The organism is Flexivirga meconopsidis (assembly GCF_026162425.1).
GTDB classification, from domain to species: Bacteria; Actinomycetota; Actinomycetes; order Actinomycetales; family Dermatophilaceae; genus Flexivirga; species Flexivirga meconopsidis.
Genome location: NZ_JAOBQJ010000005.1, coordinates 361014 through 384567, shown reverse-complemented (window position 1 = coordinate 384567; position 23554 = coordinate 361014). Strand labels below are relative to the sequence as shown.

At 68.8% G+C, this 23554-nt stretch carries 23 protein-coding genes; 14 read left to right on the top strand and 9 right to left on the bottom strand.

Features of this window, described 5'->3' with window-relative positions; genetic code table 11:
• The first annotated feature begins 1 nt into the window (after position 1).
• Together ispG and N2M23_RS18285 are read left to right on the top strand one after the other, a co-directional pair.
• Complete coding sequence (gene ispG / locus N2M23_RS18290) at positions 2–1162, top strand: flavodoxin-dependent (E)-4-hydroxy-3-methylbut-2-enyl-diphosphate synthase (protein WP_425270262.1); 1161 nt, start codon at positions 2–4, stop codon at positions 1160–1162.
• A gap of 26 nt (positions 1163–1188) precedes the next feature.
• Positions 1189–2910, top strand: a complete 1722-nt coding sequence (locus N2M23_RS18285) for an alpha/beta-hydrolase family protein (RefSeq protein ID WP_265447490.1) — start codon at positions 1189–1191, stop codon at positions 2908–2910.
• A 1-nt stretch (position 2911) separates the two neighbouring features.
• On the opposite strand, the gene N2M23_RS18280 is transcribed toward N2M23_RS18285, so the two are convergent.
• Positions 2912–3811, bottom strand: a complete 900-nt coding sequence (locus tag N2M23_RS18280) for a hypothetical protein (RefSeq protein ID WP_265447489.1) — start codon at positions 3809–3811, stop codon at positions 2912–2914.
• Complete coding sequence (locus N2M23_RS18275; RefSeq protein ID WP_265447487.1) at positions 3808–4098, bottom strand: hypothetical protein; 291 nt, start codon at positions 4096–4098, stop codon at positions 3808–3810. Before N2M23_RS18275 ends, N2M23_RS18280 begins: the two co-directional genes overlap by 4 nt.
• Positions 4099–4230: 132 nt before the next feature.
• Between N2M23_RS18275 and N2M23_RS18270 the strand changes: the two genes are divergently transcribed.
• Both N2M23_RS18270 and N2M23_RS18265 read left to right on the top strand, forming a co-directional pair.
• Complete coding sequence (locus N2M23_RS18270; protein WP_265447486.1) at positions 4231–5343, top strand: sensor histidine kinase; 1113 nt, start codon at positions 4231–4233, stop codon at positions 5341–5343.
• Entirely contained in the window at positions 5313–5972 is a 660-nt protein-coding gene (locus N2M23_RS18265) for a response regulator transcription factor (RefSeq protein WP_265447485.1), read from the top strand. Before N2M23_RS18270 ends, N2M23_RS18265 begins: the two co-directional genes overlap by 31 nt.
• Position 5973: 1 nt before the next feature.
• Here N2M23_RS18265 and N2M23_RS18260 read toward each other — a convergent pair whose 3' ends face one another.
• Positions 5974–6537, bottom strand: a complete 564-nt coding sequence (locus tag N2M23_RS18260; protein WP_265447483.1) for a DUF402 domain-containing protein — start codon at positions 6535–6537, stop codon at positions 5974–5976.
• Between the two features lie 87 nt (positions 6538–6624).
• Here N2M23_RS18260 and N2M23_RS18255 point away from each other — a divergent pair, with 87 nt between their 5' ends.
• Complete coding sequence (locus tag N2M23_RS18255) at positions 6625–7467, top strand: GNAT family N-acetyltransferase (protein ID WP_265447482.1); 843 nt, start codon at positions 6625–6627, stop codon at positions 7465–7467.
• Positions 7468–7530: 63 nt separating this feature from the next.
• Positions 7531–7920: a DoxX family protein gene (locus tag N2M23_RS18250; RefSeq protein ID WP_265447480.1), complete on the top strand. Its 390-nt coding sequence runs from the start codon at positions 7531–7533 to the stop codon at positions 7918–7920.
• Positions 7921–7951: 31 nt separating this feature from the next.
• Here N2M23_RS18250 and N2M23_RS18245 read toward each other — a convergent pair whose 3' ends face one another.
• The 3 genes from N2M23_RS18245 to N2M23_RS18235 are packed head-to-tail and all read right to left on the bottom strand — an operon-like array spanning position 7952 to position 10729.
• A complete protein-coding gene (locus tag N2M23_RS18245) occupies positions 7952–9298 on the bottom strand; it encodes a CoA transferase (protein ID WP_265447479.1) in 1347 nt (448 codons plus the stop codon).
• Positions 9295–9948, bottom strand: a complete 654-nt coding sequence (locus N2M23_RS18240) for an MSMEG_1061 family FMN-dependent PPOX-type flavoprotein (protein WP_265447478.1) — start codon at positions 9946–9948, stop codon at positions 9295–9297. The genes N2M23_RS18245 and N2M23_RS18240 overlap by 4 nt, the downstream gene beginning before the upstream one ends.
• 4 nt (positions 9949–9952) lie before the next feature.
• A complete protein-coding gene (locus N2M23_RS18235; RefSeq protein ID WP_265447477.1) occupies positions 9953–10729 on the bottom strand; it encodes a maleylpyruvate isomerase family mycothiol-dependent enzyme in 777 nt (258 codons plus the stop codon).
• A gap of 59 nt (positions 10730–10788) precedes the next feature.
• Between N2M23_RS18235 and N2M23_RS18230 the strand changes: the two genes are divergently transcribed.
• Entirely contained in the window at positions 10789–12447 is a 1659-nt protein-coding gene (locus N2M23_RS18230; protein WP_265447475.1) for an acyl-CoA dehydrogenase family protein, read from the top strand.
• Here N2M23_RS18230 and N2M23_RS18225 read toward each other — a convergent pair whose 3' ends face one another.
• The 3 genes from N2M23_RS18225 to N2M23_RS21045 are packed head-to-tail and all read right to left on the bottom strand — an operon-like array spanning position 12448 to position 16540.
• Complete coding sequence (locus tag N2M23_RS18225) at positions 12448–14091, bottom strand: phospholipase C (protein ID WP_265447473.1); 1644 nt, start codon at positions 14089–14091, stop codon at positions 12448–12450.
• Positions 14092–14128: 37 nt separating this feature from the next.
• Positions 14129–15376, bottom strand: coding sequence for a Dyp-type peroxidase (locus tag N2M23_RS18220; RefSeq protein WP_265447472.1), 1248 nt, complete (start codon positions 15374–15376; stop codon positions 14129–14131).
• A 3-nt stretch (positions 15377–15379) separates the two neighbouring features.
• Complete coding sequence (locus N2M23_RS21045) at positions 15380–16540, bottom strand: EfeM/EfeO family lipoprotein (protein ID WP_265447471.1); 1161 nt, start codon at positions 16538–16540, stop codon at positions 15380–15382.
• 203 nt (positions 16541–16743) lie between these two features.
• On the opposite strand from N2M23_RS21045, the gene N2M23_RS18210 reads away from it, so the two are divergent.
• The 7 genes from N2M23_RS18210 (at position 16744) to N2M23_RS18180 (ending at position 23553) form a co-directional block, all read left to right on the top strand.
• Positions 16744–17496: a hypothetical protein gene (locus N2M23_RS18210; protein ID WP_265447469.1), complete on the top strand. Its 753-nt coding sequence runs from the start codon at positions 16744–16746 to the stop codon at positions 17494–17496.
• Between the two features lie 60 nt (positions 17497–17556).
• On the top strand, positions 17557–18120 hold the full coding sequence (locus N2M23_RS18205) for a TetR/AcrR family transcriptional regulator (protein ID WP_265447468.1): 564 nt from the start codon (positions 17557–17559) through the stop codon (positions 18118–18120).
• Between the two features lie 66 nt (positions 18121–18186).
• Positions 18187–19605, top strand: a complete 1419-nt coding sequence (locus N2M23_RS18200; RefSeq protein WP_265447466.1) for an MFS transporter — start codon at positions 18187–18189, stop codon at positions 19603–19605.
• A gap of 101 nt (positions 19606–19706) precedes the next feature.
• The gene (locus N2M23_RS18195; protein ID WP_265447465.1) at positions 19707–21491 is read left to right on the top strand and encodes a proline--tRNA ligase; all 1785 of its coding nucleotides are present in this window, start codon (positions 19707–19709) and stop codon (positions 21489–21491) included.
• Entirely contained in the window at positions 21488–22195 is a 708-nt protein-coding gene (locus N2M23_RS18190; RefSeq protein ID WP_265447463.1) for an HAD family hydrolase, read from the top strand. The genes N2M23_RS18195 and N2M23_RS18190 overlap by 4 nt, the downstream gene beginning before the upstream one ends.
• 40 nt (positions 22196–22235) lie before the next feature.
• Positions 22236–22745 carry a MauE/DoxX family redox-associated membrane protein gene (locus N2M23_RS18185; RefSeq protein WP_265447461.1) on the top strand — a complete coding sequence of 170 codons (510 nt, stop codon included), beginning with the start codon at positions 22236–22238 and terminating at the stop codon, positions 22743–22745.
• Between the two features lie 43 nt (positions 22746–22788).
• Positions 22789–23553: a DsbA family protein gene (locus N2M23_RS18180; protein WP_265447459.1), complete on the top strand. Its 765-nt coding sequence runs from the start codon at positions 22789–22791 to the stop codon at positions 23551–23553.
• Position 23554: the final 1 nt, after the last annotated feature.

The following is a 23554-nucleotide window of genomic DNA, read 5'->3' as shown; positions in this document are numbered from 1 at the left end:
GGTGACTGTTTCCCTCGGTATGCCGAGCGCGCCCGCGCCGGTGCTCGCCCCCCGCCGCAAGACCCGCAAGATCAAGGTCGGCAAGGTCGACGTCGGAGGTGACGCTCCGATCTCGGTGCAGTCGATGTGCACCACGCCGACCACCGACATCAACGCCACGCTGCAGCAGATCGCCGAGCTGACCGCCTCCGGCTGCGACATCGTGCGAGTCGCCTGCCCGAGCCAGGACGACGCCGACGCGCTGCCGGCCATCGCGCAGAAGGCGCAGATCCCGGTCATCGCCGACATCCACTTCCAGCCCAAGTACGTCTTCGCCGCGATCGAGGCCGGCTGCGCCGGGGTCCGGGTCAACCCGGGCAACATCCGCAAGTTCGACGACCAGGTCAAGCAGATCGCGCAGGCCGCCAAGGACGCCGGCGTGTCGATCCGGATCGGTGTCAACGCCGGCTCGCTCGACAAGCGGCTCCTCGACAAGTACGGCAAGCCGACCCCCGAGGCGCTGGTCGAGTCGGCGGTCTGGGAGGCGAGCCTGTTCGAAGAACACGACTTCCACGACTTCAAGATCTCGGTCAAGCACAACGACCCGGTCGTGATGGTGCAGGCCTACGAGATGCTCGCCGAGCGCGGCGACTGGCCGCTGCACCTCGGGGTCACCGAGGCCGGCCCGGCGTTCCAGGGCACGATCAAGTCGGCGACCGCGTTCGGCGCGCTGCTGTCCAAGGGGATCGGCGACACCATCCGGGTCTCGCTGTCGGCGCCTCCGGTCGAGGAGGTCAAGGTCGGCAACCAGATCCTGCAGAGCCTCAACCTCAAGCCGCGCAAGCTGGAGATCGTCTCCTGCCCGTCCTGCGGCCGGGCCCAGGTCGACGTCTACACCCTCGCCGACCAGGTGACCGCCGGTCTGGAGGGTATGACGGTGCCGCTGCGCGTGGCCGTGATGGGTTGCGTCGTCAACGGCCCGGGTGAGGCCCGCGAGGCCGACCTCGGCGTCGCGTCCGGCAACGGCAAGGGCCAGATCTTCGTCAAGGGCGAGGTCATCAAGACCGTGCCGGAGGCGCAGATCGTGGAGACGCTGATCGAGGAAGCGATGCGCATCGCCGAGGAGATGGGCGAGCCGATCGACGAGGAGTCTGCGGGCAGCCCGAGCGTCACCGTCGGCTGAGTGCGGGCGGCCGTTAGTCTGCGTCGGTGACCACGGAGCCCGACACTTCCGCCGACGAGCGGCCGGGCAGGTTCGTCGCCTTCGTCGAGCGTCGCTCGGAGTTCGGCCTGGTCGTCGGCTGGCTGGCCCTGCTGGTCAGTTTCGCGCCCAGCCTGCTGCCGCGCCCGTGGTATGTCCAGGCCGCCGCGTCCGCACTGTCCGTCATCACCGGGTATGCCGTCGGCACCCTGCTCGGCTCGATCGTCCGGGACGTCGCGCGCTGGCTCGGCGTGCACGTGTCGGTCGTCGACCATCGACATCGGGTGCGGCTGTCGGTAGTGCTCTACACACTCGCGGCACTGATCACCGTCGTGCTGTGGGGCGCGGGCTACCAGGGCCGGCGGCACAGCGCCGAACTCGTCGGGCTGCCCGCACCGTCGGTCGGCACCGACGCGCTGTCGTTGCTCGCCGCGATCGGTGTCACCTCCGTGCTGATGGCGCTGATCTGGACGGTTCGCAGTGCTTTTCGCGTTTCGCGCCGGGTGCTGCGCTTCGCGCTGCCGAAGCCGGTCGCCGGTCTGCTCGCGATGTGCCTGGTGGCGCTCGCCGGCACCTGGCTGTCGACCAGCGTCATCGCCGCGCAGGGCCTGGAAATGCTCTCCGCATCCGCGTCGAAGGTGAACAAGCAATCGCCAGAGGATGTTTCGGCACCGACCTTACCTCTCGTGTCCGGTGGACCCGGCGCGACCCAGCCGTGGACCGACCTCGGCCGCGAGGGCCAGATCTACACCGCGCACACTCCGACCCCCGCCCAATTGCAGGCGCTCACCGGCAAACCGGCGGAACAACCGATCCGGCTGTATGCCGCACCGCCCGACGGCCACGTGGAGGCCGACCAGCTGGCAGACACCATCGTGCGCGAGATCGAGCGCACCGGAGCACTGGACCGGGACTACCTCAACATCGTCGGCACCACCGGCAGCGGCTGGGTGGATGAATACAACGTGCGCTCCCTGGAGGCGTTGACCGACGGTGACGTGGCGACCGCGGCGGTGCAGTATTCGTTCCTGCCGAGCGTCGCGCAGTTCCTCACCAACCGCTCGCTGCCTGCGAACGTCGGCCGCACACTCGTGCGTCGTGTCATCGCGCTGGTGGAGGCACGGCCCGCGGACCGACGCCCGAAGCTGCTGCTGTCCGGCGAGTCGCTCGGTGCGCTGAGCATGGAGTCGGCGTTCGACAACGCCGACGAGTTGCTCGCGTCGCCGGTCGCCGGTGCGCTCTGGACCGGGACGCCCAACTCGACGCCGCTCTGGCGGTCGATCACCGCATCCCGGCAGAAGGGCAGCCCGCAGATCGCGCCGGTCATCGACAACGGCAAGCACATTCGCTTCGCCGGCAACCCCAGCCAGATCGACGCCGACGCCTACGGACGGCCGCTCGGGCAGTGGGGCGACCGGCGGTTCCTCTTCATGCAGCACCCGTCGGACCCGATCGTCTGGTGGGACTGGTCGCTCATTTACGACCGGCCCTCCTGGAGCAAGGAGCCGTCCGGCTTCGACGTCGACAGCGACCTCAGCTGGTATCCGCTGGTCACCTTCTGGCTGACCACTGTCGACCTGATCTCGGCCAACTCCGCGCCGGGCGGTCACGGGCACCGCTACCGGGCCGAGCAGGTCGACGGCTGGGCCGGCGTGCTGAACGTCTCGGTCGCGCCGGGCGAGAAGGACCGGATCGTCGCGTCGGTCGAGGCGTTCGACAAGGACTCCTAAGTCACGCGCGTCGCCGGATCATCCGGGCCAGAGCGAGGCCGGCGACCACCTTCGCCGCATTGAGTATGACGGGGGCCGCGCTCGACGGACCGGACGTCAGGTCGTTCGGCACCAGCTCGAGCACCAGGCTGTAGACCCCCCAAGCGACCCATGCGCCCGAACCGGCGAACATCGCCAGCAACGCGGTCCACCGCGGGAGCCCCGTCATACCTCGGGCGAGTGCGAGCAGAGCGAGGACCGCGAGCGCGCCGAGGGCCGCGTCGGTCAGCCAGCCGATGCCGTCGAGCAGTTCGCCGCGTGTCGCGCCGTAGCCGGTGAGTGCGAGCACGACGATCGCGGTCAGGCCGGTTGTGACGCGCGGAACCGGCCTTTTCGCAAGCGATTTCAGCGGTCGCGACCAGTCCTGTCCCCACCGGTTGCGGGCATAGAGCGCGAACGCCGGCAGCAGGCAGAGGCCGATGCCGCAGAAGCCGGTGTAGACCACGGCGTAGACCCAGCCGGCGATCGGCTCGGGCGCTGCCCCCTCGCTCGGCGCCGGTTGCAGCAGTGCCGACGGCACGATGAGCAGCAGGATCTGGCCGAGCAGGCCATAACCGATCCACATGGGCGCGGTCACGAGCGGCGTGGGCGGCCGGACGCCCCGGTAGAACACGAAGGCGAGCGCGAAGACCGCGAGGTCGAGTCCGAGAGTGGCACCGTTCAGCACGTGCATCACCACGCTGCGGCCGAAGTCCGCGTCCTGGATGCCGATGCGCGAGCCCGACAGCCAGACCACCTTGAGCGCGAAGTAGGGGATCGCCAGCACCGCGGCGCCGACGGCGAGGCTGCGCTGCGCCCGACCGGTGCGACGGCCAGGATGCGTGGGTGCGGCGTGGGTGTGCGCCGTGCGCAGCGCGGTCATGACGCCACCTGCAAGGTGCGACCGGCCCAGCGCGCGCCGATCCCGCGGATGAGCTCTGGGTAGATGACGGTGTACCGAAGCGGCCGAATGCACAGCAGGTACAGGAAACGAAAGACGCGCGAGCGGCCCGCGGTCGGCGAGCCCGACGCAAACTGCTCCACGAACACCGTCAGGTCGTCCGGCCCGCCGGTGACCGGCAGGCGCCATACGTCCTCGATGCGGAAGTCGGGGGTGAGTTCGTGGATGCGCCAAGGCATTTCACGGTGTTTGTCGATCGGAAGTCGCATGCTGTCCTCCACCTCGTTCGTTGGTGGCACCACGCTCTCGCGGCGGACCGGGTGGGTGCGCCACCCGTGCCGGGGAGCCGGTTCCCCCGCGTGGGGGATCTTTGCTCCGGGGCCGCCCGGCAGGATGGGGCCATGACCAGAGCGAGTCGCGGCGCTGCCCTGCTGGTGCTCGGTGCCGCTGGCGCGGCGCTGTTGGGCTGGCTCGCGTACGCGTTCGGCTACACGATCGGTCGCACTTCGGGCGGTGACCGGGCGATGGTGATCGGGCTCGCGGCGCTCGCCCTCGCGATCGCGGCGGTCGTGCTGCTCAGCCCGCCGGTGCGCGACGCGGAAGTGGCGCTGGCGCGCCCGCTGCTCGGCGTCGATCTGCCCCCGGTCCGGGATCGCCGGTCCTGGGACAGCCGGTGGCACGGCGCGGTGTGGGCGCTCTGGGTCGCCCTGGTCGGGGCCGTCGCCGCCGTCGTACTGCTGGGCTTGGTGCCGCTCGGCGTCGGGCTGATCGTGAGCGGGCTGAACGGCGCTGGCGTATGGCGCATCCCGCTCGGGCTGCTGCTGGTGCCGGCAGCATTCGCGGTGCAGACGCTCTTCGGGCTGCTCCTCGTGCGGACCACGCCCCACCTGCTCGGACCGACGGCCGCCGACCGGCTGGCCTACGCGGCCGACCGAGAGGCCGAGCTGGCGCAGGCCAACGTGCTGGCCCGCGAACTGCACGACAGCGTCGGGCACGCGCTTACCGCGGTGGACGTGCAGGCGCAGGCGGCGCTGCTGCACCGTCCCGAGGGGCCGGTCGGTGAGGCGCTCGTGCGGATCCGGTCGACGACGCAACGCGCGCTGGGTGAGCTCGATCAGCTGCTCGGCGATCTGCGGGGGAGCGCTGACAATCCGGCGAAAACCGTTGTCTCCGAAGACGATCTGCGCAGTCTCGTCGCCGGGGTTCCGGGCCGGAGCAGCCTGACGGTGCGCGGCGACTTCGATGCGCTGCCACCGCAGGTGCGGCGCACGGCATACCGGGTGGTGCAGGAGGGGCTCACCAACGCGACCAAGCACGGCACCGGCCCGGCGCAGGTGCTGGTCGAGGTCGCCGGTGACGCCGAGATCACGGTCACGAATGCGGTCGGTGAGCCGTCGCCCGGCGGTGGGCGGGGCCTGCTGGGCCTGACCGAACGGCTGCGGTTGGTCGACGGCAGCCTGCAGACCACGAACGAGGAGGGCACATGGCGGATGACCGCCCGGATCCCGAGGTGATCCGCGTGCTGGTGGTGGACGACGACGCGATGGTGCGCGACGGGTTCGCGGCGATCCTCGGCAGCCAGGAGGACCTGGCGGTGGTCGGCACCGCCGACGACGGGGTGGATGCGATCGCCGCAACTCGTGAGCTGCGTCCGGACGTCGTCGTGATGGACGTGCGGATGCCCGCACTCGACGGCATCGAGGCCACCCGCCGCATCCTCGCGCTGCCCGAGGCGCCACGGGTGCTGGTGGTGACCACCTTCGAGCACGACTCCTACGTGTATGACGCACTGCAGGCGGGTGCGTCCGGCTTCCTGCTGAAACGGGCGGGTGCCGAGCAGTTGCTGCTCGCCGTGCGCACGCTCGCGCAGACCGATGCGGTGCTCTTCCCGGCCGCCATCCGTGAGCTGGTCGCCGAGCGGCAAGGGCGCCAGTCGCGCCGAGCGCTGCCGGCACTCACCGCGCGTGAGCAGGAGGTGCTGCGGCTGCTTGCGACCGGTCTGACGAACGCCGAGATCGCCTCGCAGCTCTTCGTCGGCGCCGAGACGGTGAAGTCGCACGTCGCAGCGCTCCTGGCCAAGCTCGGTGTCCGGGACCGCACTCAGGCGGTGATCGCGGCGTACGAGTCGGGCTTCATGAGCTGACTCAGCCGGTGGCGGCGCGGCCGGCCTGGAAGCGGCGCAGCCACTCCCAGCCGGTGCCGTCGAACGGGCCGGTGCGGTCGCGCACCGCCCGGAACACCGCCCTGGTGTCCTGCTCCGCCCGCACGACGACTTCCACCGGATAGCCGAATTGCTTTTGGTGCTCGGCAAATTCGTCTTCGTCATCGACGAACGTGAAGCCGTCGACCCGTTGGATGACGTCCAGGTCGAGGTCGATCATCGTGACCCGCCAGCGGCCCCCGTCATACGTCCAGGACGGGACTGTGGTGATGTCGACATAAACGGCGATCCGCTCGGCCGCGAACTGGTCGTTGAAGGCCGGCGTCCAGCCGGCGTCCGGGAAGAGCGACACCGAGTCGCAGCCGATGTCGAACGCGGCGCCGGGCCGCTCGAAGTGGGTCCCGGCCGGGACCGCGACCCACACGCCGTACTCGTCGACGCCTGCGACAAGTCCCTCGCTCTGCCAATGCGGTGAGCCGTCCCACTTGCGGTAGTCGACATGCACCGGGGTGCCGGGCTCGGTCGGGCGATCGGGCGAAGTGGTCACGTCCGCGACACTATCGAGGTAGTCCGACATTCAATCCTTCGCCCGTTTTTCTGCTCGTGACAAGTGTCCAAGGTGCAGGGTAGAGGTGTGTTACGCACTTTGAGCGCCGCGCGGACCCTCGGGCCCGGCGAGTACAACGCTGCGCTCGACCTGTGCGCGACCGATCCGCTGGCCAACGTGTTCGTCGCCGCGCGCCTGATCGAGGGCGGCCCGACGTTCACCGGCTCGCTGCTCGGGGTCGAGGCGTCCCACCAGTTGCGTTCGCTCTGCTGGATCTCGGCCAACGTCGTGCCGGTGGCCGCCGACGACGAGGCACTCGACGCGTATGCCGCGCGGTTGCGTCGGAAAAGGCGGCGCTGTTCGTCGATCTTCGGTGACTCCGAGCAGGTGCTCGGCCTGTGGTCCCGGCTGGAACGCCACTGGGGCGATGCCCGATCGGTGCGGCCCGACCAGCCGATGATGGCCGTGTCCACTGCGCCGCTGCTCAACGACCGGCCGATCGACACCCGCGTGCGACCGGCGCGCCCGGACGAGGTCGACATCGTGCTGCCGGCGTCCGCGCGGATGTTCACCGAGGAGATCGGCTACCCGCCATACCTCGGCTCGGACAGGGACTATCGACGGATGGTCGCCGCCCTGATCAGGGCCGGACACACCTTCGTGATCGTCGAGGACGGCCGGGTCATCTTCAAGGCGGACATCGGCTCGCTGGCGTCCGGAGTCGCGCAGATCCAGGGAGTCTGGGTGGCGCCGGACCGGCGCGGGCAGGGCATTGCGGTGCCGGCGATGAATGCCGTGGTGCAGCAAGTGATCGACACGATCGCGCCGACCGTCACCCTCTACGTCAACGCCTACAACGAGCCGGCGCTGCGGACCTACTACGCCGCCGGTTTTCGGCAGGTCAGCCGGTTCGCGACCGTCATCCTCTGAAGTCTCTGGGGTCACCGGCCGCACCCGCCGGGCGCGTCCGGTCGTCGTGGCAGAGTGGTCGCCATGACTCAGCCATTGCGTCCGACCGCCAAGGTGCTGGTTGCTGCCTTTACCGGGTCGGGGATCATCCATCTGGTGCGCCCGCAGGTCTTCGAGCCGATCGTGCCGCCGCAGCTGCCGCGTGCCCGTGAGCTCGTGTATGTCTCCGGTGTTGCCGAATTGGCCTGCGTGGCAGGGCTTTTGACCCCACGCACCCGTCGGCTGGCGGGGAAGGCATCGGCTGGTCTGCTGCTGGGCGTGCTGCCGGCGAACCTGCAGATGACCCTCGACGCCGGCCGCGCCGTGGCCGCCAAGGGGGCCTCCGTGCCGCGGGTCGGCTTCTTCGCCGGGACAGTCGCGCGGTTGCCGCTGCAGTGGCCGCTGATCCGAGCGGCCTGGTCGGCCGGTCGCTGAAATCCGGCGTCGGGCAGCTCTTGCCGGATCGTCACTCCTGCTGCCACCACTCCGGCACGTCGGAGCCGTATGGCGTTGGCGCAGTGGGGTATTCAAGTGGCACGTCACCGGCGAAGACCGGCGGGCGCACGTGCTCCAGGATGCCGTATGACGAATCTGCTCGGTCCAGCCACAGCGGGCAGTCGGGGCCGTCGAAGGCGTCCGCGTCCATCGGCCCGTCCAGTGCAGGCTGGTGCAACAACCAGTCGGCAGTGCGGGCGAGCGCCAGCCGGGCGGACGCTCCGCCTTCCTGCGGTCGCCGGCTGAGCAGCCGCATCGCGCTGGTCGCCATCAGGTAACCGGTGGCGTGATCGAGCGCCTGCACCGCAAGCGCACCCGGAGCGCCGTCCGGCGTCGCATACGTCGTGGCGATCCCGCTGACGGCCTGCACGATGCTGTCGAAGCCGCGCTGCGTTGCCCATGGCCCGGTGTCGCCCCAGGCGGACAGCTCCACCACGACCAGGTGCGGGTGGTCGACGAGTAGCGAATCCCGATCGAGGCCAAAACGATCCAGCGCACCGGGTCGATATGCCGACAGCACCACGTCCGCCGACCCGGCCAGCTCGCGAGCAGTCGCCAACTGATCGTCGATGGCAAAGTCGAGTGTCGTGCTGCGCCCTGCAAAGCCGGTGTCCAGATGCTGCGCGATCAGCTCAGGCATCGCGGGCGGGTCGACGCGCAACACATCCGCCCCGAGCGCCCCCAAGAATCGGGTCGCCGTCGGCCCGGCGATCACCCGCGTCAGGTCAAGCACTCTCATCCCGCTGAGCGGCAACGAAACCGACGGCTCCAGCGGTCGAACGGCGCCGGTCGCGGTGCCTACGGTGACCAGGTCGCGGCCGGCGATCGCCGCGGCATACTGCGGGTGAGCCCGCCACTCACCCGGCCCGCGCACGGCACCGGCGATGCCACCCGCCGCGCGCACCACTTCTTCGACGTCCAGCGCCGACCGCTCGCGCACCGCTGCCGCAACACCGTCCCGATCGGACGCGCCGAACACCCGCCGCAGCACCTCGGCGTGATGCGGGTAGTTGCCGTGCAGCCGGACCCAGCCGTCGCCGGTCGCGAAGAAGCCGGAAAGCTCGGCCCACTCGGTGACCGCCTCACCATCGACCCGCAACCTGCTGATCGAGCCGAAAGACGCGCCGACGAGGCCACGCGCCACCCAGCCGGTCCACGGGCAATCACGAGCAACGGCAACGGTGTTCGCAGCCGAAACCGCTGCCCGCACGCTGCCGACCGCGAGCCCCTCCACGTCGAGCGGCCCGGCCCACCACGCACGCGGGCCGCGCACGTCCGCCGTGGCCGGCCAGGGCAGCGGGAGGGCGGGCCAGGTCATGTCGTGGGATAGAGCTGCGCGGCGTACTTGCGCTCCGCGTAGTGCGCTTCGACCTCCGCCGGGTCGTCGCCCTTGCGCCACAGCTCCTTGGCGACGTCGGCGTAGCGGCGCACCGCACCCGGCGCCCAGGTCTCGGGCTTCCACACGTTGGCCCGCAGGAACGCCTTGGGGCAGTGGTAGAAGACCTCCTCGACGTGCACGATCGTCGCCAGCTTCGGACGATGCCCCTTGACGACGAGCTCGTCGAAGAAGGGCCCGTCGGTCACCAGCTGGGCAACTCCGTTGATGCGCAAGGTGTCTCCGCGGCCGGGAATGACGAAGTTGAGTCCGACGTGCGGGTTGGCGAGGATGTTGTGGAAGCCGTCCATGCGCTTGTTGCCGGCCCGCTCCGGGATCACGATCGTGTGGTCGTCCAGCACCAGGGCAAGGCCCGCCGGGTCGCCCTTGGGCGAGACGTCGCACCGTCCGTCAGGGGTCGCGGTGCCGATGAAGACCAACGGGGAGACGGCCAGCCATTCCTTGTCCAGCGGGTGCAGCACGTCGCGCACCTTGTCCCGCGTGGCCGGCTCCGGGGTGCCGAACCGGTCGAGCTGCCCGGCATCGGTGATCGTCGGCAGGTCGGCATACGGGTTGCTGCTCTCGTCATACACCGGCTCAGCTCCACTCCACTCGCATGTTGTCCCGCCAGAACCCGATCACGTCGAGGCCGTCCTGACCGATCTGCCGGCCACGATTCCACAGCCCGAGGTAGAGCTCGGCGGCGGTGCCGGTCCAGGTCGAGTCGGCCCGGTCGGGCAGGCCGATCTCGCACGACGCCTGCTCTGGGGACAGGCGCAGCGTCCAGCTCTGCTCGACGTCGGATGGCTGGATGGCCACCGTGATCAGGCGACTGGTGCGCAGGGATTCGCCGCGGCGAGTTGCGAATCCGCGCAGCAGCTCGTCGATCCCGTCCGCCGCGATGCGCGGGGCGAGCTCGGCGTCCGCGGCGGTCGGCACCTGCCCGAGCCGGGCCGCCAGGCCGTCGAAGGCGTGGATGGTCGTCTCGTGACACTGCCGCCTGGCCCAGGCCAGCCGCGGCTTCGGCGCATCCCGCAGGAAGAAGAAGACGTCGAGGTCGTCCGGCGCCTCGCGCAGCGTGAGTTCGAGCGCGTCGGCGCCGGCCAGGAGCCAGCCGCCTGGGTCGGGCTGCTGCATGCCGTCCTCCTCCAACGCCGCGCTGTATGACGGAGCCTGCGCGTGCTCGTCGCCGCGGATGATCGCCGTCGCCCACCGGTGCACCATCCCGGTGTGCGCCACGAGCTGCAGCGCCGACCATTGCGGGCACGTGGGCACCACGCTCTCGTCGGGGAGGTCGGTGGTGTCCTCGCGCAGCCGGGCAGCTGCCGTCGCGAGGCCGTCAAGGTAGTCGTCGAGCGCGAGCGAAGCGGGCATGAACCGACCGTATCGCTGACCCTGGTGCCCATGCCCTACTCGTGAGTAGCCTGGATCACATGCCCGCACTCGAGGATCCGTTCGCCCGCACGCCCCGCAACCAAGTGCCCCCGCTCGTCGGGCACAACACCGTGACCGGCGATGCGGCGCTGGTCGACGCCGTGCGCGCCCAAGCCGGTGACGACGCGGAGGCGGTGCTGTCGTCGCTGGCCGCCGTCGGCGAGCTGGGTGGCTCCGCCGAGGCGCGCGAGCACGGCATGCTCGCAAATCAGCACGAGCCGGTCTTCCGGCCCGTCGACCGCTTCGGCAACCGGGTCGACGAGGTCGACTATCACCCGAGCTGGCACTGGCTGATGGACAAGAGCGTGAGCAACGGGCTGGCGGGCAGCGCCTGGGCGGACGACGGGCCGAGCCCGCACGTGCGGCGTGCGGTGGGTTCGATCGCCTGGAGTGCCATCGAACCCGGACACGGCTGCCCTGCGTCGATGACCTATGCGGCGGTGCCGGCGCTGCGTGCGGATCCCAACATCGCGGCCGAGCTCACCCCCGGACTGACTTCTCGCAGCTACGATTTCGGACTCCGGCCGACCGCTGAGAAGAACGGCCTGCTGGCCGGGATGAGCATGACCGAGAAGCAGGGCGGCTCGGACGTGCGCAGCAACACCACGGTGGCGACCCCTCAGTCCGATGGCAGCTACCGGCTCACCGGACACAAGTGGTTCACCTCTGCGCCGATGAACGACATCTTCCTCACGCTCGCCCAGGCGCCCGGCGGGCTGACCTGCTTCGTGCTCCGCCGGGTGCTGCCGGACGGCAGCCGCAACTCGTTGCGCATCGTGCGGCTCAAGGACAAGCTCGGCAACCGGGCCAACGCATCCAGCGAGCTGGAGTACGACGGGGCCCACGGCATACGGCTGGGCGACGAGGGGGCCGGTGTCCGGACGATCATCGAGATGGTCGCCTCGACACGGCTGGACTGCGTGCTCGGCTCGGCGGCGCTCATGCGGCGCACGGTGGCGGAGGCGTCGTGGCACGCGGCGCACCGCAGCGCGTTCGGCGGGGTGCTGGCCGACAAGCCGGCGATGAGCAACGTGCTCGCTGACCTCGCCGTGGAGTCCGAGGCGGCCACTCAGCTCGGCATCCGGCTCGCCCGCGCGGTGGACGAGGCGGACGACCCGGCGCAACGCGCGTTCCGGCGAATCAGCTTGCCAGTGGCCAAGTTCTGGGTGTGCAAGCGCACGTCGTTCCACGTCGCCGAGGCACTGGAGGTGCTGGGCGGCAACGGTTACGTCGAGGAGTCCGGGATGCCGATGCTCTTCCGGGAGTCGCCGCTGAACTCGATCTGGGAGGGCAGCGGCAACGTCAACGCGCTCGATGTGCTGCGGGTGCTGCAGCGCAACCCCGAAGGCGTCGACGTATGGCGCGACGAGGTCGACGCCGCGGACACGCCGGAGCTGCGCGACGGTGTCGACGAAGTGCTGAAAATCATTGCCAACATTACTGATCCGGAGGGTGCGCAGTATGTCGCCCGATGGTTGGCGGCTCGTATGGCGGTGCTGCTGCAGGCGAGCCTGCTCGTGCGCAACGCGCCGGCCGCGGTGGCCGACGCGTTCCTGGTCTCGCGGGTGCTCGGGCAGGGCGCCGGGGTCTTCGGCACCCTGCCCGCGGGGGTCGACACGGCTGCGATCGTGCGGCGCGCGACTCCCGTCATACCCTGATCAGCTCTGCTTGGAGTGACCCTTGCCGTGCGGCTTGGCCGGCGGCGTCACGCTCTGCACCGAGCCGTCCTGGCCCAGCAGCACGGTGTCCGCCTTGGGCTTACCGAAGCTCAGCAGCGAGCCGAAGGACTGTGCGCGGGCGTCGAACGAGCCGTTGCCAAGTTGCGGCAGCCGCCAGTTCTGCTCGATGAAAGTCAGCACCGAGGCCTGCTCGAGCGGCTGGTGGCTGACTGAATTCGGTTTGGCGTAAGGCGAGATCACCAGGAAGGGCAGTCGCGGTCCGGGACCGCAGCGGTCGTCCTGCGGGCCGCTGTCGCCGACCGGCTGCTTCCGGGCGGTGCACATCGGCTCGTTGAGCGATGCGTCCTTGGCGCCGGTCAGCACCTTCGAGCTCTGGTGGTCATACCAGCCGTCGGAGTCGTCGTAGGTCACCACGATCGCCGTGCTGCTCCACTCGGGTGACTGCTGGATCTTGTTGATCTCGTTGACCAGGAAGTGCTGCTCGTCGATCGGGTCGGAATAGCCGGCGTGGCCATCCTGGTACTCACCGGCCTTGAGGAACGACACGGCCGGCATGTTGCCCGCGGCGAGCGCCTTGTCGAACTCAGTCAGGTCGTACTGGTGGTTGGCCTGGCCGTCGTGGCCGATCTCGGCGGTCGACTTCGGGGGCAGGTGGTGCGGGTTCGAGGTCGACTTGTAGTACTCGAACGGGTTGTGGTGCGGGCTGTAATCGACCGATGACGCGCCGGCGATATTGGTGTGCGAGGTGTTGCACTGGGCGTAGCTGCCGTCGCCGGATGACGGTGTGCTCGGTGCGAATCCGCCCTGGAACCAGCCCCAGCTGACCTTGGCGTCGTTCAACGTGTCGCCGATGTTCTTGCCATCCATCACCGCGAGGTTGTTCTTCGAGGTGTGGTTCTTGTCCGAGCAGTCGTCATATGCCGGGTCGGGGTCATTGGTGACCGTGCCTACCCCCTTGGCGTTCGGGCCCGACACGACGTAGCTGTCGGTCGCCGGCTTCCCGGTCTTCGGGTCGACCGCGTGCACGCCATGCGTCTGCCCGGCGATCAAGTTGAGGGCGCCGGGGGTCGACGGACCGTAGGTCGAGTCGTACATGTTGTCGCTCATCGCGTAGTGCTGGGCGTAGTTCCAGAGGCCGGTGACGGTGTTGCCGTCGTAGTAGCCCATCGCCAGGCCCGGCGCGCCGTACTGGCCGGTGCACGTGTCGACACTGGTGTTCTCGACGTACTTGTCGTTCTTGCCGTTGTTCACCGCCTTCTGCTCCGGGCGGTAGGAGTGGTTCTGGTCGCAGGTGACCGCCTGGCTCGACGACAGCCGGAAAGGGTTGTAAAGGTTGGGGTTTGCCTTGATCAGCCCGGCGTTCTGCACGGTGTTCGCCTTCGGCGTGTGCCGGGCCGCGGTGAACTTCGTGCCGTCGGTGTTCGCGGCATTCGGGTAGGTCCCGAAGTAGTGGTCGAACGACACGTTCTCGTCGAAAAGCACGACCACATGCTTGATCGGGCTCTTCGCGGTGGCGGCCGGGGCCGCCTGCGCGCTATCACCGTGTATGGCGACGGCGGCGCCCGAGGCCGCGATCGCGACTCCGGCGCATGTTGCGAGTACTGCTGTGCGCTTCCTGCGCATGGTTCCTCCCCAGGGGTGTGGGCTCGGGTTGGGTGTCCTACGCCAGCAGGGCGCTGCCGTAGAAGTCTCGTGAGTTGCGCACGCCCGGCAGCGCGAAGAAGTAACCGCCGCCGACCGGGGTGATGTAGTCGGCCAGCGGCTCGTTCGCGAGTCGCTTCTGGACGGCGACGAACTGCCGGTCGAGGTCGTTGTTGAACGCGCCGAACATCAGGCCCATGTCGAGGTTGCCGACCGAATCGACGCCTGCGTCATACGAATAGGAGCGACGTAGGAACTGCGAGTCGGCGGTTTGCGGAGTGCGCGGGTTCGCCATCCGGATGTGACTGTCCAACGGGATCGCATCGCCCTTGGGATCGTTGGTGTAGTCCGGCGCGGTGGTCTCGGCTCCGCCGCTGAGCGGGGCGCCGGAGTCCTTGCGCCGGCCGAAGATCCGCTCCTGTTCGGAGGTGGAAACCCGGTCCCAGAACTCGACCAGCATGCGGATGCGGCGCACCACGTAGTAGCTGCCGCCGGTCGCCCACGCCGGCTCACCGGCGCCAGCCCAGACCAACCTGCTCAACTGGGCGTTGTTCGAGGTGTCCGGTCCGGCGATGCCGTCCTTGAAACCGAGCAGGTTGCGCGGCGCTCCACTCGGGCGTGGCGGCGCGCTGAAAGCGTCCTGTTTCCAACGGATCTGCATTGCGCCGCGGGTCGAGCGGCAGATCTCTCTCAGTGCATTGGTGACGATGTCGCGGTCGTGGCTCTGCACAGTGAGCAGCAGATCCCCACCGCACCAGGCCGGATCGAGTTGGTCGTTTGGGAAAGTGTCCATCGGACGCAGCCCGCGCGGTTTGGCCGCACCGAGCCCGAACCTGTCGGTGAACACGCCGGACCCGAGCGCGAGGATCGACTCCAGCGCATTGGTCGGGGTGTCCGGTCCGAGGATCCCGGTGCCGTCGGTGGTGGTGACTCCGACCGGGGTCGGTATGCCGCCGGACGTCAGCGCGCGCAGCCTGTCGGTGAGGGTGTGCAGCAGCTCGGTCAGACCGGCGCGGTCGGTGACTGTGAGGTTGAAGGAGGTGAAAATCGCTGCGGGCAAAGGACTTCCGAGAGCGGCGTTCTGATGGGTGCCGTGGAAGTCCGACATCGCGCGACGCGGCGACGATGCCGGCGCCGCCGACGCGGACGAGCCACCGGCACGTAGGGCGGCAGTGAGGGCACCGGCGCCTGCGGTGAGCGCACCGGCCTGCAACATGCGGCGTCGGCTCGGCCCGGGTGCGTGCGGGCAGCTCGTATTCGTGCTCATGCCTTATGCGACCCTCGGTTCCAGTCTTGTCGGCACCGGCGCGAGCAGCTCGGTGAGCTGGGCGATGTCGGCGTCGACCACGGCGTGCCCGGTGGACGGTGCTCTGCCGGATGCGGGCGCCTGCCAGTCCGGCTGGGCATGAATGTCCTTGGTGGACTTGGTGATCAGCGCATCCACCCGGGTCAGTCCCGCATAGCGCGGTGCGAGCAGCGGGCGCAGTGCGGAAAGCACTTGCGTGGTGCCCTCCAGCTCCGCAAGTGCCTCGTCGAGCTGCACGTGGGCGCCGTAGTCGTGGTTGCCGGTGAGCGTCTGCTGCAGGGTGTCCTCGCTGATCTCGTGGGCTCGCTTGACCACGTCGAGTGGTTGGAACTGGGTGGTCTGCAGCTGACCGGCGAGCTTGCTCAGGTCGGTTCGCAGCGCGGTGCCGAGTTTGCCCAGGGATGAGGGCGATTCGCCGTGCCAGAGGCCGTATTCGATGCGCAGCAGCCCGGTCCAGCCGGGGTCCTTCACTCCAAGGGCGAGCCCGTGCGCGTCACCGTCGATCGCGTCGCCGGTGGCGCCGAACGCGCCGTATGCCGCACCCATCGTGTGCCAGGTGTGGTTGGCGGTCTTCCAGGCGGCTTGGGCCGCGGCACGGTCTCCGGCGCGCAGCCGGCGCACCAATGCGTCGGTCTGGGTCTGCAGCGTGGTGAGTCGGCTGCGAACCCATTTCTGGTAGCCGATGACCGCGGGGACCAGGTCGGCCGAGCTGACCGGTTCGACCCCCTGGGTGCCGCGGCCGGTGCCGGTCACTTTCACGGTCGGGCCGTCGACCGGGTCGCCGTCGTTGACCGAGCAGCGCAGGTGATAGCTGCCTGCCGAAAGCTGGGCGGTCAGCACGGCCGTCGCGTTCGGGCCGAGCGGGTCGATTTCGCCATACAGCTTGCCTGAGGTGTCGGCGAGGTAGACCTCGGCGGCATTGACGTCGGTGTTGCGCACGTTCAGCCGGATGACGCCGGCCTGTGCGCTCGTCCAGCCCTCGCCGCAATGACTGCGTGACGCCTGGACGGCCGGTAGGCGCGCAGCCTGCGGCGCTGCGCCCGAGTTGCCGTGCCCGGAACACGCGCTGAGCGTCGTCACGCCGGCGAGGGCAGCAGCCAGCGCACAGATCTTCCGGGGGAGCACCTGAATACCGTAGGAAGCCGAAGTGCCGGAAACGCTTGTCGTTGCTGGGAGTTCACGACTACGGGTCGTGAGTTCACCGCGATGTGGCCGAATTTTCAGGGGTTTCCCAGGCTCGCGTTCAGGTTGCGTTCAGAATCCGCGTGGCTCGGTTGGGCGCTAGGGTCGGCTGCGGCGTCCGTCGCACCGTCGTAGGGGAGAGCTCCATGAATGCACTTCACCTGGCCGTTCCGTCGCTCGCAGCCGCGGCATTGCTGGCCGGTTGCTCCAGCTCGGGCAGTGCCACCGTCGAGACGCCGTCCGGCGCCGGGTCGGCAACCACCTCGGCGACGAGCTCCGCGCCCTCGTCCGGCGAGCAGCCCTCGAGCGGCACGACGTCGACGACCCCGTCCAGCGAGCCCAGCGCTTCGTCGTCGAGTGCGGACGCCGGTTCGTCGACTGCGGCGGGCGGGCTCGGCAACGGCCTGCTGACCCCGGCCGACCTCGGCACCGGCTACACCGGCGGCCCGCGGCCGGTGACCGATGGCACGCCGATGCCGTGCACCCCGAGCAAGCCCGCACTCGGCAAGCAGGTGCCGGCCGACGAGGATGCGGCCGCAGAGTTTGCCAACAAGACCGAGCAGCTGCAGCTCAGCGAGAGCCTCAAGGAGTATGCCGATGAGGCGAGCGCCAAGCGCGCATTCACCGCTGCCGTCGACGGCTTCTCGTGCTCATCCGGGAAGCTGTCGGACACCACGATCCGGATCGTCACCAAACCTGCCGCGGCGGGCACGGCCGCGGACGAGCTCAAGGCGTGGGACTTCGGCGACGGCAAGACCGTCAAGGGCACCATCGTGGCCGGCCGGGTCGGTAACCGCTTCGTCGGACTCACCTTCGCCGTACCCGCCACGAAGGACGCCAGCGCGATTGACCTGAGCACCATCGTCAACAAGGCGCTGACACGGGCGAAGCAGAGCTGAGACCGACTCGCGCGCTTGGAGCGTTTGGCTATCCGGGAGAGTGAGTGGTAAATTACTCTCATGACCCGAAAGCTCCGTACCGCAGACGAGCGACGAGACGACGTGGTCGCGGCTGCGCTCACCGCCTTCGCTCGAGCTGGCTACTTCGGGGCAAACACCACGGAGATCGCCCACGACGCCGGCATCTCCCAGGCATACCTGTATCGCCTCTATCGCAACAAAGAGGAGTTGTTCGTCGCCTGCATCGAAGCCGCCAAACAGAAATTCGTCGACCAGGTCAACACGATCGTCGCGCAAGCTCCAGGCGGCGAGTCCGTCGGACAGGCTCTGCGTCGGGCCGCGGTCACCCCGGTGCCCGGTCATGCCGCTGAAGCCGCAAGCCTGATGCTGCACGCGGTAGCTGCGGCGCACATCGAGCCGATCGGGAGCGCGGTGCGCGAGTGTTACCGCAGCCAGTTCGATCGACTGATCGGGCTCGGGGCGAGCGAGCACGATGTCCGTGCCTACCTCGCCTGGAGTCAGTACGCCAACGCGATGCGTGCTGCCGGTCTCGATGCTGCCTCTGCCGACGCTCGTGATCGCTCGTTGATTCCCGCGCTCCGCGACAACGGGTCGACGGACTGATGGGCTTCAGGCAAAAATTTTTGCCGTTTCAGTGAGTGTTCTACCACTCTATCTTCGAGGAGATTCATGTCTAGCCTTACAGCCGTCAGGGTCGCTGCCCCGCACCGACTCCTTCTGCCCTTGCTTGCCTTCTGCCAGTTGATCGTCGCCATCGACTACAACATCGTCTTGGTCGCCTTGCCGCGCATGCAGGAGGCGTTGGGCTTCTCCCCCTCGAGCCTGCAGTGGGTGGTGAGCGCCTACGCGCTCGCGTTCGGAGGCGTTCTGCTGTTCGCCGGCCGATTCACCGACATCTTCGGCCAACGGATCGGGATGTTCATCGGGCTTGCCCTTTACGGGTTGGGCTCAGGGTTAGCCGCGGTCGCTGGCAACCCCGCGCTTGTCCTGGTCGGTCGGGTTGCGCAAGGTCTCGGTGGTGCATTGCTGACGCCATCGGTGCTGTCCACCATTTTCCGGACGTATGCCGAAGGGCCGGCGCGCTTCAAGGCGCTGGCCGTATGGTCGGGTGCCGGCGCCGTCGGCCTAGCTTCGGGCTCTGCACTCGGCGGAATTCTGACCTCCGCCACCGGCTGGCGTGGAGTGTTCGTAGTGAACATCCCTTTGGTGGTGCTCGCCCTGGTCGGCGCGGCGATCGCGATGCCGCGTGATGCGGTAGGTGCGGAGCGCCCGCGCCTCGACGTGCCGGGTGCCATCCTGGCTACCATCGGCAGTGTTGGCGTCGTGTTCGCGCTCGCCCAGGGACCGGCCGAGGGCTGGGGGAGCCGGTCTGTGGTCGCTGCGGCGCTGGCCGGGATCGCGGCACTTGCGGCATTCGTCGTCGTCGAGCGCAACTCGGCCCATCCGTTGCTTCCCCTGCACCTGCTCGGGAATCGAGTGCTGACCATCGGCTTGGTCTCGATGCTGTTGTTCCTGGGCTCGATCGGCACCAGTTACTACGTCTTCACGCTGTTCCTCCAGGACGTGCTCGGCCGTTCGGCCCTGGTCACTGGGCTTGCGTTCCTCCCGTGGGGCGTTGCCGGCATCGTCGGCTCGAAGATGGCAGAGTCCGTGTTGGACCGGTGGGGCGTTACCACCACCCTCTGCGCCGGGATGGTCATCGGAGCCGCCGGCACCGCGGCGCTGGCCCTGACCATCCGGACGACGACACCGGTCTGGGTCGCCGTCGTCGCCACCTTGGTGCTGGCCCTTGGCCAGGCGATGGGCTTCGCGAGTCTGTTCGCTTCCGCCGCGGCCGGAGTGGATCCCGAACACCAGGGTGTCACCTCGGCGCTAATGTCGACCTGCCAACAGATCGGCAACGCGGCAGGCCTTGCCTTCCTTGGGGCGCTGGCTGCCGCGGTCGCGACACGCTCCGGCGCGCCGACCGCGTCCGACACGGCGTCCGGGCTGCGACTGGTCTCCTGGATCGCGGCCGGAATGCTCGTTGTCGGCGCGGTGATCGCCCTCGGTGGAAGAACCCGACAGCCGGGTGAAGTCCGGTCGTGACGCCCGCGGGGGCAGCGACGCTCGCACGGATCGATACTCTGTGCGAGCGTGCGGCCGGTGGGCCGGCGTCGTCATACCGCCGAAATTATTAGGAGCGCCCAGTGGCTCTGCGCATGTCGACCCTGTTCCTGCGAACCCTGCGCGAGGACCCGGCCGATGCGGAACTGCCGGGTCACAAGCTGCTGGTCCGGGCCGGTTACGTGCGGCGGGTCGCGCCGGGCATCTACACCTGGCTGCCGCTCGGCATGCGAGTGCTCGCCAAGGTCGAGAACATCGTGCGCGAGGAGATGAACCGCATCGGCAGCCAGGAGGTGAAGTTCCCGGCGCTGCTGCCCCGCGAGCCCTACGACGCGACCGGGCGGTGGACCGAGTACGGCGACAACCTCTTCCGGCTCAAGGACCGCAAGGACGCCGACATGTTGCTCGGTCCGACCCACGAGGAAATGTTCTGCCTTGCGGTCAAGGACATGTATTCGTCCTACAAGGACTTCCCGCTCGCGCTCTACCAGATCCAGAACAAGTACCGCGACGAGGCACGTCCGCGGGCCGGCGTGCTGCGCGGTCGCGAGTTCATCATGAAGGACTCCTACTCCTTCGACGTCGACCAAGCCGGCCTGCAAAAGGCCTACGACGCGCACCGTGAGGCCTACATCCGCATCTTCAACCGGCTCGGCTTCGAATACGTGATCGTGCAAGCGGATTCGGGCGCGATGGGCGGGTCGGCGTCCGAGGAGTTCCTCGCGGTCAGCCCACATGGTGAGGACACCTTCGCCCGCGACGCCTCCGGTTACGCCGCCAACGTGGAGGCCGTGGAGGTGCCGCCCGCGCCCGAGGTCGAGGTGACCGCCGGGCCGGCCCACGTCGAGGACACCCCCGACACCCCGACGATCGACACGCTGGTGGCCGCGCTCAACGAGAACCACCCGCGGGCCGACGGACGGGCGTGGACCGCCGCCGACACCCTGAAGAACGTCATCGTGATGCTCGTGCACCCCGACGGCACGCGCGAGCCGCTCGCGATCGGACTGCCCGGCGACCGTGAGGTCGACGCCAAGCGACTGGAGGTCAAGGTCGCGCCGGCCGAGGTCGCGGCCTTCGAGGAGAAGGACTTTGCGGCATACCCGATGCTGGCCAAGGGCTACATCGGCCCGGGCGTGCTGGGGGAGGAGAAGGCAAGCAAGATTCGCTACCTGCTCGATCCGTCCGTGGCGGTGGGCTCGGCGTGGGTGACCGGCGCCGACGAGTCCGGCAAGCACGTGCTCGACCTGGTGCACGGCCGCGACTTCACCGCCGACGGCACGATCCAGGCCGCGGAGATCCGGGACGGCGACGCCTCGCCGAGCGGCAACGGCCCGCTGCGACTGGACCGCGGCATCGAGATGGGGCACATCTTCCAGCTCGGCACCAAGTATGCCGAGGCGCTCGGCCTGAAGGTGCTCGACGAGAACGGCAAGCTCGTCACCGTCACCATGGGTTCCTACGGTGTGGGCGTCACCCGTGCGGTCGGCGCGATCGCCGAGGACAACCTCGACGACATCGGCCTGATCTGGCCGCGCCATGTGGCGCCGGCCGACGTGCACCTGGTCGCCACCGGCAAGGACGAGGAGGTCTTCGTCAAGGCCGAGGAGATCGTCGCGAAGCTTGAGGCCACCGGGGTCGAGGTGCTCTTCGACGACCGCCGGAAGGTGTCGCCCGGGGTGAAATTCAAGGATGCCGAGCTCATCGGGGTGCCGACGATCGTGGTGGTCGGCAAGGGCCTCGCGGACGGCACGGTCGAGCTCAAGGACCGACCCTCCGGTGAACGGCGAGAGGTGCCGGTCGACGACATCGTCGCCGAGGTGAGGCGGGAGATCAGGCCGCAGCAGGACGCCGAGGCTCGGCTGTGACCGGGGCGGTCGAGGCCGTCATCTTCGACTGGGGCGGCACGCTCACGCCCTGGCACGACATCGATTTCGAGGCGGAGGCGATGTCGTATGCCGCGGCATACGGCGACCGCGAGCTCGCCGCGCGCTTCCTGGAGGAAGCGACCGCGTCCTGGGCACGCGCCCGTGAGCAGCACAGCAGCGCCCGCGTCGAGGAGATCCTCGCCGCGGCGGGAGCGGACGTCGCCGGGGACGCGCACCGGGCGGGGCTGGCGGCATACCGGGATTTCTGGGAGCCGCACACGCTGACCGACCCGCAGGTGCGACCGCTGTGGGAAGGGTTGCGTGACAAGGGGATTCGCGTCGGAGTGCTGTCCAACACCATCTGGGACCGGGACTACCACCGTGGGTTGTTCGAACGCGACGGTGTGCTCGACCTGATCGACGGCGACGTCTACTCCAGCGAGATCCCGTGGGTGAAACCGCACGCCTCGGCCTTCCGCGCGGCCGCCGAGGCGGTCGAGGTCGACCCCAGCCGCTGCGTGTATGTCGGGGACCGGCTCTTTGAGGACGTGCACGGCCCGCAGCAGGTCGGCATGCGGGCGATCTGGATCCCGCACTCGGTGCTGCCCGACGCGCAGGTGGTCGCCACCGACGCGCGCCCCGACGCCGTTGCGCACGAGTTGATCGAGATCCTGGCGATCGTGGACGGCTGGTCGGCTGCGTGACCTGCCGCGGCATACAGCCCGGTGATCTAGTCTGTCCGCCGTGTCCTCGCAGACTGACGCTCCGTCCGGCACCTCCGCACCGACCGGGTGGTACGCGCACCCGGTCACGGAGTGGATCGGGGTCGCCGCTCGCCTGATCCTCGGCATCACCTACCTGGTCGCCGGCGTGCTGAAGGCGCAGCAACTCGAGACGACCCGGATGGACACCCGCGCGTTCCAGATCCTGCCCTACGACCTGGCGAACATCTGGGGCACGTTCATGCCCTTCCTGGAGATCGTGCTCGGCGTGCTGCTGATCGTGGGGCTGCTCACCAGGATGACCGCGGTGCTGGGCGGCCTGCTGATGCTCGCGTTCATCATCGGGATCGCGTCGGTCTGGTCGCGCGGCATCCTCATCGAGTGCGGGTGCTTCGGCAGCAGCGGGAAGTTGCCCACGACGGCGGCATACAAATGGGACATCCTGCGCGATGTCGGTTTGCTGCTGTGCGCGGTGTGGTTGGTCATCTGGCCGCGGACGAAGCTCAGCGCCGACCGCGCGTTGTGGGGCTGAGCGACTGCAGAACTTCTAAGCATGGCCGGTTAGGGTGACCCACATGCCACGCCCTGATGCCTCGCAGAAACTCGCTGATTCAAAGCCCAAGGACGGGCCCTCCAAGGGACTGATCGCCTCGGTCGTCGCCGTGATCCTCGTGATCGGAGTGGTCGCGGCCGTGTTCGTCACCCAGGCGAACAAGAGCAGTTCTTATTCAGGCGGCGTACCCAAGGGCGGGACCAGCGACGCGACGGGCCTTCGCGCTTACCCCGACGTCAAGTTGAAGGCCGGGGCTCCGACGGTCGACCTGTACGAGGACTTCCAGTGCCCGGTCTGTAACCAGCTGGAGAAGTCCAACGGCGAGCAGATCTTGGCCAAGGCCAAATCGGGCGACATCAAGCTGGTGTGGCACCTAATGACCTTCCTGCAGGACAACCTGCAGAATGCGCCGGCATCGGCGATCGCCGCTAACGGCCTCTACTGCGCCGCCGACGCCGGTAAGGCGGCGGAGTATCACAAGGCGAACTTCGCCGGCCAGCCGACGAAGGAGGGCGCCGGCTACTCCGTGGCCGACATCAAGAAGTTCGGCAAGGAAGCCGGCATCACCGGCGGTGCTCTCGACACCTTCAACAAGTGTGTTGACGACGACAAGTACAAGGATTACGTCGCCAAGACAGCCGAGAATGCCGGCAAGGACGACGTGACAAGCACCCCGACGGTGAAGTTCAACGGCAAGGCAGTGAGCAACACCTCGCAGGAGTACAACCAGCTGTTGCAGCAGCCCGGTTCGTTCGACGCGATCCTGAAGCAGAAGACCGGAAAGTAGC

Coding starts and splice junctions, on each gene's coding strand:
- N2M23_RS18220 (WP_265447472.1), bottom strand. CDS start 15,376: ATGAGCACGAATACGAGCTGCCCGCACGCACCCGGGCCGAGCCGACGC.
- N2M23_RS18200 (WP_265447466.1), top strand. CDS start 18,187: ATGTCTAGCCTTACAGCCGTCAGGGTCGCTGCCCCGCACCGACTCCTT.
- N2M23_RS18230 (WP_265447475.1), top strand. CDS start 10,789: ATGCCCGCACTCGAGGATCCGTTCGCCCGCACGCCCCGCAACCAAGTG.
- N2M23_RS18205 (WP_265447468.1), top strand. CDS start 17,557: ATGACCCGAAAGCTCCGTACCGCAGACGAGCGACGAGACGACGTGGTC.
- N2M23_RS18235 (WP_265447477.1), bottom strand. CDS start 10,729: ATGCCCGCTTCGCTCGCGCTCGACGACTACCTTGACGGCCTCGCGACG.
- N2M23_RS18210 (WP_265447469.1), top strand. CDS start 16,744: ATGAATGCACTTCACCTGGCCGTTCCGTCGCTCGCAGCCGCGGCATTG.
- N2M23_RS18225 (WP_265447473.1), bottom strand. CDS start 14,091: ATGCGCAGGAAGCGCACAGCAGTACTCGCAACATGCGCCGGAGTCGCG.
- N2M23_RS18245 (WP_265447479.1), bottom strand. CDS start 9,298: ATGACCTGGCCCGCCCTCCCGCTGCCCTGGCCGGCCACGGCGGACGTG.
- N2M23_RS18180 (WP_265447459.1), top strand. CDS start 22,789: ATGCCACGCCCTGATGCCTCGCAGAAACTCGCTGATTCAAAGCCCAAG.
- N2M23_RS18265 (WP_265447485.1), top strand. CDS start 5,313: ATGGCGGATGACCGCCCGGATCCCGAGGTGATCCGCGTGCTGGTGGTG.
- N2M23_RS18275 (WP_265447487.1), bottom strand. CDS start 4,098: ATGCGACTTCCGATCGACAAACACCGTGAAATGCCTTGGCGCATCCAC.
- N2M23_RS18270 (WP_265447486.1), top strand. CDS start 4,231: ATGACCAGAGCGAGTCGCGGCGCTGCCCTGCTGGTGCTCGGTGCCGCT.
- N2M23_RS18280 (WP_265447489.1), bottom strand. CDS start 3,811: ATGACCGCGCTGCGCACGGCGCACACCCACGCCGCACCCACGCATCCT.
- N2M23_RS18250 (WP_265447480.1), top strand. CDS start 7,531: ATGACTCAGCCATTGCGTCCGACCGCCAAGGTGCTGGTTGCTGCCTTT.